This is a genomic window from Nocardioides rotundus (assembly GCF_019931675.1).
Lineage (GTDB): Bacteria > Actinomycetota > Actinomycetes > Propionibacteriales > Nocardioidaceae > Nocardioides > Nocardioides rotundus.
Genome location: NZ_CP082922.1, coordinates 1,753,170 through 1,766,425 on the forward strand (window position 1 = coordinate 1,753,170; position 13,256 = coordinate 1,766,425).

The following is a 13,256-nucleotide window of genomic DNA, read 5'->3' on the forward strand; positions in this document are numbered from 1 at the left end:
ACTTGCCGAACGTTCTCCTCGTACTCTGTCAGACAGGTCAGGCACGTCACAACCGACGCGCCCGCCCGCACACGACCGCCCCGACCGGAGACACCCAGGGAGCAGCCATGAGCATCGACACCCGCACGCCGCAGACCGGCACCGACGCGCACCACCCGACCGACGCGCAGCCCTACGTCTACGCGCGCCCCGAGGTGGTCGAGCCGGACTGGACGCGGTTCCCGGGGTGGCGCGACGTCACCGCCGAGGAGTGGGCGTCGGTGCAGTGGCAGCGGGCGCACTGCGTGAAGAACGTCAAGCAGCTGCGCGAGCTGATGGGCGACCTGCTGGACGAGCGGTTCTACGCCGACCTTGAGCGCGACCAGGCCGAGCGCGCGACCATGTCGATGCTCGTGCCGCCGCAGATGATGAACACGATGGCGCCCACGGTCGCCCCGGCCGGGCCGGGCTCGCTGACCGAGGCGTTCTACGCCGACCCGGTGCGCCGCTACATGATCCCGGTCCTCTCCGACCGCCGTACCGACTGGCCCTCGCACCCGCACGCCACCCGCGACTCGCTGCACGAGCACGACATGTGGGCCACCGAGGGGCTCACCCACCGCTACCCCACCAAGGTGCTGGCCGAGCTGCTGCCGACCTGCCCGCAGTACTGCGGCCACTGCACCCGGATGGACCTGGTCGGCAACTCCACCGCCCAGGTGGACAAGCTGAAGTTCGTCGGGAAGCCGAATGACCGCCTCGGCGACATGCTCGACTACCTGCGCCGTACGCCGACCGTGCGCGACGTGGTGGTCTCCGGCGGCGACGTGGCGAACATGCCCTGGCCCCGGCTTGAGGCGTTCCTGACCAGCCTGATGGAGGTCGAGAACATCCGCGACATCCGGCTGGCGACCAAGGCCCTCATGGGGCTGCCGCAGCACTGGCTGCAGCCCGACGTGGTCGAGGGCGTGGGCCGCGTGGCCTCCCTCGCCCGCTCGCGCGGGGTCAACCTGGCGATGCACACCCACGTCAACCACGCCAACCAGATCACCCCGTTGGTCGCGCAGGCGACCCGCGCGATGCTGGACGCCGGCCTGCGCGACGTCCGCAACCAGGGGGTGCTGATGGAGGGCGTCAACGCCGAACCGCACGCGCTGCTCGACCTGTGCTTCGGCCTGCTCGACGGCGCCGGGATCATGCCCTACTACTTCTACATGTGCGACATGATCCCGTTCTCCGAGCACTGGCGGGTCTCGGTCGCCGACGCGCAGCGGCTGCAGCACCACATCATGGGCTACCTGCCCGGTTTCGCCACCCCGCGGATCGTCTGCGACGTGCCGTTCGTCGGCAAGCGCTGGGTGCACCAGCTGGCCGACTACGACACCGAGCGCGGCATCTCCTACTGGACGAAGAACTACCGGACCTCCATCGAGGCCGGCGACGCCGAGGCGCTGACCCGCTACTACGAGTACTACGACCCGATCCACACCCTCCCGGCCGCCGGCCAGGAGTGGTGGGCCGAGCACGGCCGCCTCGACGAGTCCGCGCTCAAGGCCGCCGAGGTCGCCGAGGCGTCCCGCCGGCTCGCCGCGCTCCAGGCGCACTGAGGCTCCCCCGCTGCTCCCGGCAGCCGCGCCCTCGGTAGCTCGCCGACCGGTCGACCGTGTGGCTTCGGAGTCATCCGATGGCCTCAAAGCCACACGGTCGGAGCGGGGGCGGCGGGCGATGGCGTACGGCCGCCCCGCGACGGCGTTCGCCTGCCCCACCCGGCCGACCGGAGGTAGCCCAGCCACCTGATCGGCGCCGTGGCGGGTGGCTGGGCTACCTCCCATCGCGGGCCAGGCGGGCGACGCGGGCGGGCGAGCGCGGACCGCGGACCCTTGTCCGCGCACTCCCGGCGCGCGTAGCGTCCGACCCGAGTCGTCGAGCCGGTCGAGGGGCAGGAGCCGCCATGAAGAAGCTGATCAACGACCCCGACCAGGTGGTCACCGACGCGCTCCGGGGGATGGCCGCGGCCCATCCCGAGCTGCGGGTCGACCTGGAGAACAAGGTGATCTTCCGCGGCGACGCACCGCGGCAGGGCAAGGTCGGGCTGGTCTCCGGCGGCGGCTCGGGCCACGAGCCCCTGCACGGCGGGTACGTCGGCCCCGGCATGCTGGACGCCGCCGCTGCGGGCGAGGTCTTCACCTCCCCCGTCCCCGACCAGGTGATGGCCGCGACCCAGGGCGTCGACGGCGGCGCCGGCGTCCTGCACATCGTGAAGAACTACACCGGCGACGTGATGAACTTCGAGATGGCCGCAGAGATGGCCGGCGACGTCGAGGTGGTCCAGGTCGTCACCCAGGACGACGTCGCCGTGCAGGACAGCCTCTACACCGTCGGCCGCCGCGGCGTGGGCGTCACCGTCTTCGTGGAGAAGCTCGCCGGCGCGGCCGCCGAGGAGGGGCGGGACCTCCAGGCCGTCGCCGGGGTCGCCCAGGCGGCCAGCGACGCCGGGCGCAGCATGGGCATGGCGCTCACCTCCTCCACCGTGCCCTCGGCGGGCTCCCCGACCTTCGAGATCGGGGACGAGGAGATGGAGATGGGCATCGGGATCCACGGGGAGCCCGGCCGGACCCGGATGCCGCTCGCCCCCGCCGGCGAGGTCGCGGCCATGCTCACCGAGCCCGTGGTCGACGACCTCGGCGTGGGCAGGGGCGACCTGGTGGTCGCGATGCTCAATGGCATGGGCGGTACACCGCTGCTGGAGCTCTACCTGATGTACGGCGAGGTCGCGACCATCTTGGACAAGGCCGGGATCACCGTCGCGCGGAACCTGGTGGGCGACTACATCACCAGCGTGGAGATGGCCGGCTGCTCGCTGACCCTGATGCGCGCCGACGACGAGATGCTCCGGCTCTGGGACGCACCGGTGAAGACCCCCGGCCTGCGCTGGGGGGTCTGAGACATGCCCGACCTCACCGCGCTGCGCGCCTGGCTGGACGCCTTCGCCGCCGACGTACACGAGAACCGGGACCTGCTCACCCGCCTCGACGCCGACATCGGGGACGCCGACCACGGCAGCAACCTCGACCGGGGCATGGCCGCGGTGCTCGAGACGCTCGACGCCGGCCCGCCCGACTCCCCCGCCGCGCTGCTGAAGACGACCGGGATGACCCTGGTGAGCAAGGTCGGCGGCGCGAGCGGCCCGCTCTACGGCACGCTGTTCCTCCGGATGGCCACGGCCGCCGGCGACGCCGACGAGCTCGACGCGGCCACGGTGGGCGTCCTCCTGCGGGCCGGCCTGGAAGGCGTGGTGGCCCGCGGCAAGGCCGAGGCGGGCGACAAGACGATGTACGACGCCCTCGAAGCCCGCGACCCGGGCCTACGACGACGCGGTGGCCGGCGGAGCCGCGACGGGCGACGCCCTGGACGCCGCCGCGCAGGCCGCGGCCGAGGGCCGCGACGCGACGACCGCGATGCAGGCCCGCAAGGGCCGGGCGTCCTACCTCGGCGAGCGCAGCGTCGGGCACCAGGACCCGGGTGCCACGTCGATGGCGATGCTGGTCGCGGCCGCCGCCCGGACGCTGGGCTGAGCATGACCGGCATCGTGGTGGTCTCGCACAGCCGGGCGCTGGCCGACGCCGCGGTCGCGCTGGCGCAGGAGATGGCCTCGGGCGGCGAGGTGCGGGTCGAGGTGGCGGCGGGGCTGGTCGACGGCTCCTTCGGCACCGATGCGGCGGCGATCGCACAGGCGGTCGAGCGGGCCGCCGACCGGGATGGCGCCGTGGTGCTGATGGACCTGGGCAGCGCCGTACTCTCCGCGGAGATGGCCCTGGAGTTGCTCGACCCGGAGACCGCCGACCGGGTGATCCTCTCCCCCGCACCCCTGGTGGAGGGGCTGATGCTGGCCGTCGTCGCGGCCGCCGGGGGTGCGCCCGCGGCGCGGGTGGCTGCGGAGGCCTCCGGCGGGTTGCGGGCCAAGCAGGACCACCTGGGAGCGAGCCCGAACGCCGGCGCATCGCAGCCCTCGGCGGGTGAGGGCGGCGACGCCACGGTCACCCTCGAGCTGACCACGGCGCACGGCCTGCACGCCCGCCCGGCCGCGAAGTTCGTCGCGCTCGCCCAGGAGTCGTTGGAGGGCGAGGTGGAGAGCATCACCGCCCGCAACGCCACCACCGGCGAGGGGCCGGTCGACGCGGACTCGATGCTCGGCGTGCTCACCCTCGGCGGCGAGCGCGGCCACCGGATCGAGGTGAGCGCAAGCGGGCCCGGCGCCGAGGCCGCGCTGCAGCGCTTCGTCGAGCTGAACGACGACCGGTTCGGGGAGAGCGAGTAGCCCTCAGGCCATCGGCCGGTTCTCGTACGGCGTGGACAGCACGATCGTCGTCCGGGTGGACACGTTCGCCTGCACCCGGATCCGGCTCAGCAGGTCCTCCAGGTCCGAGGGCACCGCGACCCGCACCTTGAGGATGTAGGACTCATCGCCCGCGACCGACCAGCAGGACTCGATCTCGGGGATCGTGGCCAGCCGGTCGGGGTAGTCGTCGGGCTCGGAGGGGTCGAACGGCGTGATCGAGATGAACGCGGTGAGCGGCCGGCCCATCTGCTCGTGGTCGATGGTCGCGCCGTACCCCTTGATCAGGCCGCGCTGCTCCAGCCGCTTGACCCGCTGGTGGACAGCGGAGGTCGAGAGCCCCGTGGCCTTGCCCAGATCGGTGAAGGACATCCGGCCGTCGGTGGCCAGCAGGCTCAGGATCTTCCGGTCGGTCTCTTCCACGGCGGACACCCTAGCGGGCCCTACCATCGGCTCATGCCTGCCGACCGCCTGATGCTCCTCGACACCGCCTCGCTCTACTTCCGCGCCTTCTTCGGGATCAAGGGGGAGATCCTGGCGCCCGACGGCACTCCGGTGAACGCCGTACGCGGCCTGCTGGACTTCATCGCGCGCCTGGTGACCGACTACCGCCCCACCCACCTGGTCTGCGCGTGGGACAACGACTGGCGGCCGCAGTGGCGGGTGGACCTGATCCCGTCCTACAAGGCGCATCGGGTGGTCGAGGAGGTGGCGGGCCCGGCGCCCGACGTCGAGGAGGTGCCCGACCCACTGGAGGTGCAGATCCCGGTGATCCTGGAGGTGCTCGACGCGCTGGGGATCACCGTGGTCGGCGCCGACGGCTACGAGGCCGACGACGTGATCGGGACCCTGGCCACCGGCGCCGGGATGCCGGTCGACGTGGTGACCGGCGACCGCGACCTCTTCCAGCTCGTCGACGACGAGGCCGAGGTGCGGGTGCTCTACACCGCCCGTGGCGTGGGCCGGCACGAGCGGATCACCGACGATGTCGTGGTCGAGAAGTACGGCGTCCACGCGGCGCAGTACGCCGACATGGCGACCCTGCGCGGCGACGCCTCCGACGGCCTCCCCGGGGTCAAGGGCATCGGCGAGAAGACCGCGGCGACCCTGCTGCAGCGGTACGGCGACATGCCGGGCCTGCTCGCCGCCGCCGAGGACCCCGACAGCGACCTCGGCCCCAACCCGCGGGCCAAGATCCTCGCCGCGGCGGACTACCTCGCGGTCGCACCCCAGGTGGTGGCCGTCGCGCGGGACCTGGACCTCGGCGACGTGGACACCACGATGCCCCGCTCCCCCGCCGACCACGACCGGGTGCTCGCCCTGGCCGAGCGGTGGAACCTGGAGTCGTCCATGGCGCGTGCCGTCACCGCCCTCTCCGGCTGACCGGCGACCAGGCATTTGATGCATCCAAACTCCGCCGACCGGGCATTTGATGCACCCAAGATCGGCCGACCGGGCACTTGATGCACCCAAGATCGGCCGACCGGGCACTTGATGCACCCAAGATCGGTCGACCGGGCAATTGATGCTTCCAGGTGCCTCCTGGTTAATGACATGGAATGCCCGGTCGGCGGGCTGTGGTGACATGGAATGCCCGGTGGCGGGTTATTGGGAGCATGGAATGCCCGGTGGGCGGGATATGGGGACCTTTGATGCCCGGTGGGCGGGATATGGGGACCTTTGATGCCCGGTGGGCGGGATCAGTCGAGGGAGCTGTAGGCCACGACCCCGCGGCGGACGGCGTCCACGACGCCCCGGGCGGTACGGCGCAGCGGGGAGTCGCCCGCGGCGTCGGCGACCTGCCCCGCGAGGTCGATCAGCTGCTTGGTGGCCCGCACGAAGTCGCCGGCCGACAGCGGAGAGGCGCGCAGGATGTCGTCCAGGTCATCGCCGGACGCCCAGCGGTAGGCCGCCCACGCGAACCCCGGGTCGGGCTCGCGGAGGAAGTCCAGCTTGTGCCGCGCCTCCACGTCCCGCAGGTCTCCCCACAGCGACTGCATCTCCGCCAGCACCTGCTCCACCCGCCCGCACGGGATCCGCGGCGGCTGGTCGGGGTCCCGGCGCGACTCGTAGACCAGCGCCGACAGCACGGCGGCCAGCTCCGGCACGGTGAGGTCGTCCCACAGCCCGAGTCGCAGCGACTCGGCGGCGAGCAGGTCCAGCTCGGAGTAGATCCGCCGCAGGCCGCGACCGCGCTCGGTCACCCGGCCCCCGTCGTCGTCCAGGTCGAGGTAGCCGAGCTCGGCGAGCACCTCGCACACCCGGTCGAAGGTCCGCGCCACCGTGTTGGTGCGTCGCTCGACCCGGCGCCGTAGCGTCTCGGCGTCCCGGTCGAGCTTGGACCAGCGGTCCGCCCAGCGCTGGTGGTCCTCCCGGTCGGGGCATCCGTGGCACGGGTGGGCCTTGAGCTCGGCGCGCAGCGCGTCCACCTCGTCCCGGGTCTCCTGGTCTATGCCGCGCCGCCGCTCGGCCGCCTGACGGGGGCGCTCCAGGTCGCGCGTCCGGTTGCGCAGCGCTCCGGCCAGATCCCGGCGCTGCTGCGGGTTGCGGGGGTTGAAGTTCCGCGGCACCTTCATCCGGGTCAGCGCGGTGACCGGGACGGGGAAGTCGATCATCGACAGCCGGCGCACCTGCCGGTCCAGGGTCAGCACCTGCGGCCGCGGCTGGTCGCCGTACCCCGGATCCAGCACCACCGCGAGCCCGGCGAACTTGCCCGTCGGCACGTCGATCACGTCGCCGGGGCGCAGCGCCGTCAGCGACGCCGCCGCCTCGTCGCGGCGCTCCGCCCGCTGCGCCTTCTTCGCGCCCTTCTCCACCTCGCTGATCCGGCGCCGGAGGGCGGCGTACTCCATGAAGTCGCCGCGGTCGCAGTGCGCCGCCTCGGCGTATCCCTCCAGCGCGTTCTCCGCCTTCCGCAGCTGGCGCGCCAGCCCGACGACGGCCCGGTCGGCCTGGAACTGCGCGAAGGACATCTCCAGCAGCTCGCGCGAGCGCTCGCGGCCGAACTGGTTCACCAGGTTGACCGCCATGTTGTACGACGGCCGGAAGGACGACCGCAGCGGATAGGTCCGGGTCGAGGCGAGGCCGGCCACCTGCTGGGGGTTCATCCCCGGCTGCCACAGGACGACCGCATGGCCCTCGACGTCGAGACCGCGGCGGCCGGCGCGCCCGGTGAGCTGGGTGTACTCCCCCGGCGTCAGGTCGGCGTGCTCGCGCCCGTTCCACTTCGACAGCTTCTCGATCACCACCGTGCGAGCGGGCATGTTGATGCCCAGCGCCAGCGTCTCGGTGGCGAAGACGACCTTGCACAGCCCCCGGGTGAACAGCGTCTCGACGCACTCCTTGAAGGCGGGCAGCAGCCCGGCGTGGTGGGCCGCGACGCCGCGGGACAGCGCGTCGAGGAAGTCGTGGTAGCCGAGCACCTCGCGGTCCTCGCTGGGCAGGTGGGCGGTGGCGGCCTCGACGTACTCGATGATCTCGTCCCGCTCCTCCGGCGAGGTCAGCCGCACGTTCGCGTCCAGGCACTGCTGGACCGCCGCGTCGCAGCCCTTGCGGGAGAAGATGAAGTAGATCGCCGGCAGCAGCCGCTCGCGCTCGAGCCGCTCGACGACCTCGACCCGGCTCGGGATCCACACCCGGCGGCCGTTGCCGACGTTGCGGCCGCGGTTGCTGCCCTTGCGGTGGTCCCCGCGCATCCGCTTGTCCTTGGGGACGCGCCGGTCCCGCATCCGGGTGGCGGCGAAGTCGTCGCGGGCGACGCGCATCAGCTCCGGGTTGACCGGGGCGCCCTCGCCGACGAAGCCCGCCGATGCCTGGTCATCGGAGTGGGCGAACAGGTCGTAGAGGCGCCGCCCCGCCATCACGTGCTGGAAGAGCGGCACCGGCCGCCGCTCCTCCACGATGGTGGTCATCTCGCCGCGGACCGTGCCCAGCCACTCCCCGAACTCCTCGGCGTTGGAGACCGTCGCGGACAGGGAGATCACCTGCACCGACTCGGGCAGATGGATGATCACCTCCTCCCAGACCGCGCCGCGGGCCCGGTCGGCGAGGTAGTGCACCTCGTCCATCACCACGAACGCCAGCCCGAGCAGGGTGGGCGACCCGGCGTAGAGCATGTTGCGCAGCACCTCGGTGGTCATCACGACCACCGGCGCCTCCCCGTTGACCGAGGTGTCGCCGGTCAGCAGCCCGACGTTCTCCGCGCCGTGCCGCTCGACCAGGTCGTGGAACTTCTGGTTCGACAGCGCCTTGATCGGGGTGGTGTAGAAGCACTTGCGGCCGGTGGTGAGCGCGAGGAAGACCGCGAACTCGCCGACGACCGTCTTGCCGGAGCCGGTGGGCGCGGCCACCAGCACCCCGCGCCCGTCCTCGACCTCCCGGCACGCCTCGAGCTGGAAGGGGTCGAGGCCGAAGTCGTAGAAGGAGGCGAACTCGTGCAGCACGGGGTAGCGCTGCGCGGTCCTGCTCGCGGCGTACCGCTCGGCCGGGGTCTGCTCGTCGCTCATGCGTACACCTTCAGCGCGCCGGGGGCGCAGTCGATCGTCAGGGGCAGGGGGCCGAAGCGCTCGCCGTCGGCATAGCCGGTGATCCCCTCCGAGGCAATGGTGACGCGTCGCACCAGATGCCGGGAGAAGCGGGGGTGCGTGGTGTGCGTGCCGCGGAACAGCCGGGGGTAGGTCCGCACCAGCCCGGCCCGCGACATCGGCCCGATCACCACCACGTCCAGCAGCCCGTCGGCCAGGTCCGCGCCCTCGGCGATCCGCAACCCGCCGCCGAAGGACGGGCCGTTGCCGACGGCCACCAGCATCGCCTCCAGCCGGTGCTCCACGCCGTCCAGCTCCAGCCGGTAGCGCAACGGTCGGAAGGTCCGCAGCTCGGCGAGGGTCGCGAGGTTGTAGCGCATCTGCCCGGCCGGCCAGGTCATGTGGTTGGCCCGCTCGTTGACCACCGCGTCGAAGCCGGCGGCGAGCACCGTGACGTAGTAGCGCTCCCCCGACCGCGCCAGGTCGATGGTCCGGCGACGGCCGGCGATCACCCGGTCGGCGGCGCCGGCGGGGTCGCGCTGCGGCAGGGACAGGTAGCGCGCCACGTCGTTGCCCGTGCCGGCCGGGATGACCCCAAGGGGTACGTCGGTCCCGGCGAGCACCTGCGCGGCAAGGTGCACCATCCCGTCGCCACCGACGACGACCAGCCCCTCCACCCCGCCCGCAACGGCCCCACGTGCGAGCACGCCGGCCTCCTCGGCGTCGCGGCCCATCAGGTCGCGCACGACCAGGCCGCCCTCCCTCAGCCGGGTCAGTGCGGCGTCGCGCAACCGCACCGCCCGGCCCTTGCCGGCGGTGGGGTTGGTCAGCAGCGCGATCTCGCGGGGCGCGACGGGCACCGGCCGAGGGTAACCGCCGGATCAGCCCCCGAGGCGGAGCAGCGCGCTGACCTGCCGCTCCGGGGCACCGACCGCCTTGGCCAGTCGGGCCAGGGCGTCCAGGACGCCGTCGGCGGTGAAGCGGGTGCCGGGCACGGCGAGCGCGAGCCGGCCGTCGTACTCGACCAGCTCCACCTGGCCGTGCTGCCAGGCCTGGTGCACCCGGGCGCGGGAGTCCGCGTCGGCCACCGGGCGGGGGTATGCCTCGTCGACGGCGAGCAGGTCGCAGGGGTGCTCGCCGCCGGAGCCGGTCAGCCGGCCGTGCACCAGGTGCCCTTCCCGCACGCCGTGCTCGGCCTCCCAGGTGACCGGCTCGGCACCGACCCACTCGGGCAGGTCGAAGGGGTCGACGAAGCTCAGCGTCGCGGGGGTCACAGGACCGACGCCTCGTCCGGCCCCGGCCCGGCCTCCTGGGCCTCCTTCTTGCGGCGCTCGAGGACCCGGCAGACGAGCTCGGCGATGAAGAACAGCAGGCACATCGGCACGGCGAGGAACAGCATGGTGAAGGGGTCGGTGGAGGGGGTGACGACCGCGGCGAAGACGAAGATGCCGACGATGAACCAGGCGCGATGGGTCGCCAGGGTGCGCGCGGGAAGCACGCCCACGAGGTTCAGCAGCACGATGAAGACCGGGATCTCGAAGGAGACGCCGAAGGCGAGCAGGGTGCGGGTGAAGAAGGTGACGTAGTCGTTGAACTCCACCAGGTTGGTCAGGCCCTCGCGGGTGAAGCCGATCAGCACCTCCAGGCCCTTGGGCAGGGTCAGGTAGCCGACGACGACCCCGATGATGAAGAGCGGACCGGCGATCGCGGCGAAGACCCGGCTCCACTTGCGCTCGCCGGGGTGCAGGCCGGGCAGGATGAAGGCCCAGATCTGGTGCAGCCAGTAGGGGCTGGTGAGGATCACGCCCGCGAACCCGGAGAGCTTGAGGTAGGTCATCAGCGGCCCGCCGACGCCGTTGATCGTCGGCTGGCTCGTGACGTCGGTGCCCAGCGCCTGACGGGCCTGGTTGTAGGGGCCCAGCACCAGCTCGTAGAGATAGTCGAAGAAGACCAGGCACAGGGCGATGCCCAGGACCAGGGCGACGAGGATCCGCAGCACCCGCGCGCGCAGCTCGCGCAGGTGGTCCGAGAGCGCCATCCGCCCCTCGGCGTCGACGTCATGGTGCGGCTTGGTGGAGAAGGCTGCGCGCAGTCCTTTGAGGGCCACGTCGGTCGGTGCTCCGCTGAGTCCGCGGGGACTCAGGCGGTGGTGCCGTCGTTGCGCTCCTGGCCGATCGGGCGGCCGTGCGCGTCCCGCGGCGGGTCGATCTCGCGCTGCGGCGTGGCCTCGGGCGTGGCGCTGCTCGGCGCGTCCTTCTCGTCGTCCTCGCGCATGCCCTTGGTCTCGGCCTTGAAGATGCGCAGCGCCTGACCGGAGCCCCGGGCGAGCTCGGGCAGCTTCTTCGCGCCGAACACCAAGATGATCACGAGGACGATGAGCACCAGCTCCCAGCCCTGCGGCACGCCAATCAGGGGGTACATCGAACTGAACTCCTCCTCGTGGTTGCGAACGCCACCCAGTCTACGCGCTCATCCGTAGAGCCCGAGCGCCCCACGGGCCGTGGCAAGCAAAGACTGGGCGAACTCCGGTGGACGAACGACCGACGCGTGAGGCGCGAGCCGCAGCAGCAGGCGCTCCAACCAGCGCGGATCGCCGACCCGGAGGGTGATCTCGACCGAGCCGTCGCGGAACCGTCGTACCTTCTCGGTGTCGTAGTACTCCGGCACCCAGGCCGCCGCCGGGGCGAGCCGCAGCACCACGGTCGCGGCGTCCGGCGCATGGGCGAAGAAGCCCGCCGACAGGTCGGGTGGGGGCTGCGGTGGCGCCTCGACGGCGGTGTCGAGCACCTCGGCGGCCTGGATGCGGTCCAGCCGGAAGAACCGCGGCGCCTCGGCGCGGTGGCACCACGCGTGGAGGTACGTCGCCCCGCCGGAGGTCAGGAGGCGGTAGGGGTCCACGACCCGCTCGGACTCCTCGTCCCGCGCGGGCACGAAGTAGGTCAGCCGCACCTGGCGGCCGTCGGCGATCGCCCGCTCCAGCTGTGGGCGCAGGCCGCCGACGGACTCGATCGCCGGGTCCAGGTCGGTGACCGCCACCCGGTCGGGGCTGCCGGCGTCCGCGGCGATCTCCAGCTTGGCCAGCGTGCGGTCCACGATGGCGGCGGTCTCGGCGTCCGCGGAGTCGCGCAGCACCCGCAGCGCCACGATCAGCGCGCTGGCCTCGGTCGGGGTGAGCCGCAGCGGGCGGGCGAGGTAGTCGGCGTTGCCGAGCCGGATCACCCGGTCGCCGTCGGTGTCGAGGGCGTCGATGTCGACGTCGATCAGGTCGTCGGGGTAGCCACCCGGCAGCCCGCACATGAAGAGCACGTTGAGGTCGCGCACCACCTGGTCCGGGCTGACGCCCAGCACCTCGGCGGCCTCCTCGACCCGGACCTCGTCCCGGGAGTGGACGTAGGGCACCAGCGCCAGCAGCCGGGCCAGCTGCGCACGGCTCCCGGCCAGCGCCTGGCTGCTCATGACGCCTCCCCCACGACGGCCCGGAGCCGGGCGACGACGTCGCGGCGCAGCGAGTCCGGGCTCACGACATAGGCGTCCTCGCCGTGGGCGAGCACCTCGCCCGCCAGGTCGGCGCGGGCCAGCACGAGCCGGTCCCACCGGGAGCGCTCGTCGGGCCCGGGCACGCACGGCTCCACCTGCTCGGCCATCCGGCGCAGGCCGTGACCCGCGCCCTCACGGACCAGCACCTCGGCCGGCTCGGCCGGTGCCGATGGGGCGAGCCGGCGGGCGGTGGCAGCGACGTCGGTCCCCTCGGGCACGGAGAAGCTGCCGGGCTCGCCGTCGGTGCGCGGCTCGCCCACCACCCGGGAGAGCCGGAAGACCCGCTCGGCGTCCCGGTCGGTGTCGTGGCCGACGACGTACCACCGGCCGGAGAAGCGGACGACCCCCCACGGCTGCAGGTGCCGGGTGGCCGGCTGCTCGCCGGTCCGGCCGTAGTCGAAGGCCAGCGGGGTGCGGGTCGCCGTCGCCTCCCAGAAGGCGATGAAGGACGGCTCCTCGGCGCCGATCCGCGGCTGCACCAGGTCCAGCGCGCCCGGGTCCACGTCGACCCCCTGGGCGGCCAGCTTGCGGACCGCCTCGGTCGTGGCCTCCGCGAGCCGGGCGTGCTCCCAGACCTTGCCGGCCAGGCCGACCACGGACGCCTCGTCGGCGTCCAGCCGGATCTCGGGGAGCGCGAACTCGTCCGCCCGGATGCGGTAGCCCGGCTCGTCACCGAAGAACGGGTCGATCTGGCCCACCTCGACCGGGACGCCGAGGCTGCGCAGCTCCTCCTTGTCCCGCTCGAACTTCTTCTCGAAGGCGTCGTCGGACAGTCCGGGGTAGAGCGCGTCGCGGACCCGGCCCTTGTCCACGAAGTGCCGCTGCACCAGGAGCATGATGAGCAGCTTCATCAGCCGCTCGGTCTTGTCCGCCGTCACCAC

Annotated in this window: 12 protein-coding genes and 2 pseudogenes; 6 read left to right on the plus strand and 8 right to left on the minus strand. The window is 72.6% G+C overall.

Annotation, left to right across the window (positions count from 1 at the left end):
• The first annotated feature begins 107 nt into the window (after positions 1-107).
• From K8W59_RS08725 to K8W59_RS20305, 5 genes and pseudogenes are all read left to right on the plus strand, one after another.
• Positions 108-1,586, plus strand: a complete 1,479-nt coding sequence (locus tag K8W59_RS08725; protein WP_223399456.1) for a KamA family radical SAM protein — start codon at positions 108-110, stop codon at positions 1,584-1,586.
• Positions 1,587-1,930: 344 nt separating this feature from the next.
• Positions 1,931-2,923, plus strand: a complete 993-nt coding sequence (gene dhaK, locus K8W59_RS08730; protein ID WP_223399457.1) for a dihydroxyacetone kinase subunit DhaK — start codon at positions 1,931-1,933, stop codon at positions 2,921-2,923.
• A 3-nt stretch (positions 2,924-2,926) separates the two neighbouring features.
• Positions 2,927-3,554 (plus strand): annotated as a pseudogene (dhaL, locus tag K8W59_RS08735) (dihydroxyacetone kinase subunit DhaL).
• A 2-nt stretch (positions 3,555-3,556) separates the two neighbouring features.
• Positions 3,557-3,955: pseudogene (gene dhaM, locus K8W59_RS20300) on the plus strand (dihydroxyacetone kinase phosphoryl donor subunit DhaM); the annotation flags it as partial.
• Positions 3,932-4,297, plus strand: a complete 366-nt coding sequence (locus tag K8W59_RS20305) for an HPr family phosphocarrier protein (RefSeq protein WP_397195987.1) — start codon at positions 3,932-3,934, stop codon at positions 4,295-4,297. The pseudogene dhaM and the gene K8W59_RS20305, both read left to right, overlap by 24 nt.
• A gap of 3 nt (positions 4,298-4,300) precedes the next feature.
• Here the strand turns inward: K8W59_RS20305 and K8W59_RS08745 are convergent, their stop codons facing one another.
• Positions 4,301-4,738: an Lrp/AsnC family transcriptional regulator gene (locus K8W59_RS08745; protein WP_223399459.1), complete on the minus strand. Its 438-nt coding sequence runs from the start codon at positions 4,736-4,738 to the stop codon at positions 4,301-4,303.
• Between the two features lie 33 nt (positions 4,739-4,771).
• Here K8W59_RS08745 and K8W59_RS08750 point away from each other — a divergent pair, with 33 nt between their 5' ends.
• A complete protein-coding gene (locus K8W59_RS08750; protein WP_223399460.1) occupies positions 4,772-5,698 on the plus strand; it encodes a 5'-3' exonuclease in 927 nt (308 codons plus the stop codon).
• A 317-nt stretch (positions 5,699-6,015) separates the two neighbouring features.
• On the opposite strand, the gene K8W59_RS08755 is transcribed toward K8W59_RS08750, so the two are convergent.
• From K8W59_RS08755 to K8W59_RS08785, 7 genes are read right to left on the minus strand one after another with little or no spacing between them, the layout of a single operon-like run.
• A complete protein-coding gene (locus K8W59_RS08755; protein WP_223399461.1) occupies positions 6,016-8,820 on the minus strand; it encodes a DEAD/DEAH box helicase in 2,805 nt (934 codons plus the stop codon).
• Complete coding sequence (locus K8W59_RS08760; protein WP_223399462.1) at positions 8,817-9,698, minus strand: diacylglycerol kinase; 882 nt, start codon at positions 9,696-9,698, stop codon at positions 8,817-8,819. Before K8W59_RS08760 ends, K8W59_RS08755 begins: the two co-directional genes overlap by 4 nt.
• Positions 9,699-9,719: 21 nt before the next feature.
• Complete coding sequence (locus K8W59_RS08765) at positions 9,720-10,112, minus strand: hypothetical protein (RefSeq protein ID WP_223399463.1); 393 nt, start codon at positions 10,110-10,112, stop codon at positions 9,720-9,722.
• A complete protein-coding gene (tatC, locus tag K8W59_RS08770; RefSeq protein ID WP_223399464.1) occupies positions 10,109-10,945 on the minus strand; it encodes a twin-arginine translocase subunit TatC in 837 nt (278 codons plus the stop codon). Before tatC ends, K8W59_RS08765 begins: the two co-directional genes overlap by 4 nt.
• A gap of 32 nt (positions 10,946-10,977) precedes the next feature.
• A complete protein-coding gene (gene tatA, locus K8W59_RS08775) occupies positions 10,978-11,259 on the minus strand; it encodes a Sec-independent protein translocase subunit TatA (protein WP_223399465.1) in 282 nt (93 codons plus the stop codon).
• Positions 11,260-11,307: 48 nt separating this feature from the next.
• Complete coding sequence (locus K8W59_RS08780; RefSeq protein WP_223399466.1) at positions 11,308-12,294, minus strand: helix-turn-helix transcriptional regulator; 987 nt, start codon at positions 12,292-12,294, stop codon at positions 11,308-11,310.
• Positions 12,291-13,256 (minus strand): helix-turn-helix transcriptional regulator, encoded by a 966-nt coding sequence (locus K8W59_RS08785; protein ID WP_223399467.1) that lies wholly within the window; start codon positions 13,254-13,256, stop codon positions 12,291-12,293. The genes K8W59_RS08780 and K8W59_RS08785 overlap by 4 nt, the downstream gene beginning before the upstream one ends.

What these genes read in the sequence shown, in the direction of transcription:
- dhaK (WP_223399457.1), top strand. Translation starts at nt 1,931, where the DNA reads ATGAAGAAGCTGATCAACGACCCCGACCAGGTGGTCACCGACGCGCTC.
- K8W59_RS08755 (WP_223399461.1), bottom strand. Translation starts at nt 8,820, where the DNA reads ATGAGCGACGAGCAGACCCCGGCCGAGCGGTACGCCGCGAGCAGGACC.
- K8W59_RS08750 (WP_223399460.1), top strand. Translation starts at nt 4,772, where the DNA reads ATGCCTGCCGACCGCCTGATGCTCCTCGACACCGCCTCGCTCTACTTC.
- K8W59_RS08725 (WP_223399456.1), top strand. Translation starts at nt 108, where the DNA reads ATGAGCATCGACACCCGCACGCCGCAGACCGGCACCGACGCGCACCAC.
- tatA (WP_223399465.1), bottom strand. Translation starts at nt 11,259, where the DNA reads ATGTACCCCCTGATTGGCGTGCCGCAGGGCTGGGAGCTGGTGCTCATC.
- K8W59_RS08780 (WP_223399466.1), bottom strand. Translation starts at nt 12,294, where the DNA reads ATGAGCAGCCAGGCGCTGGCCGGGAGCCGTGCGCAGCTGGCCCGGCTG.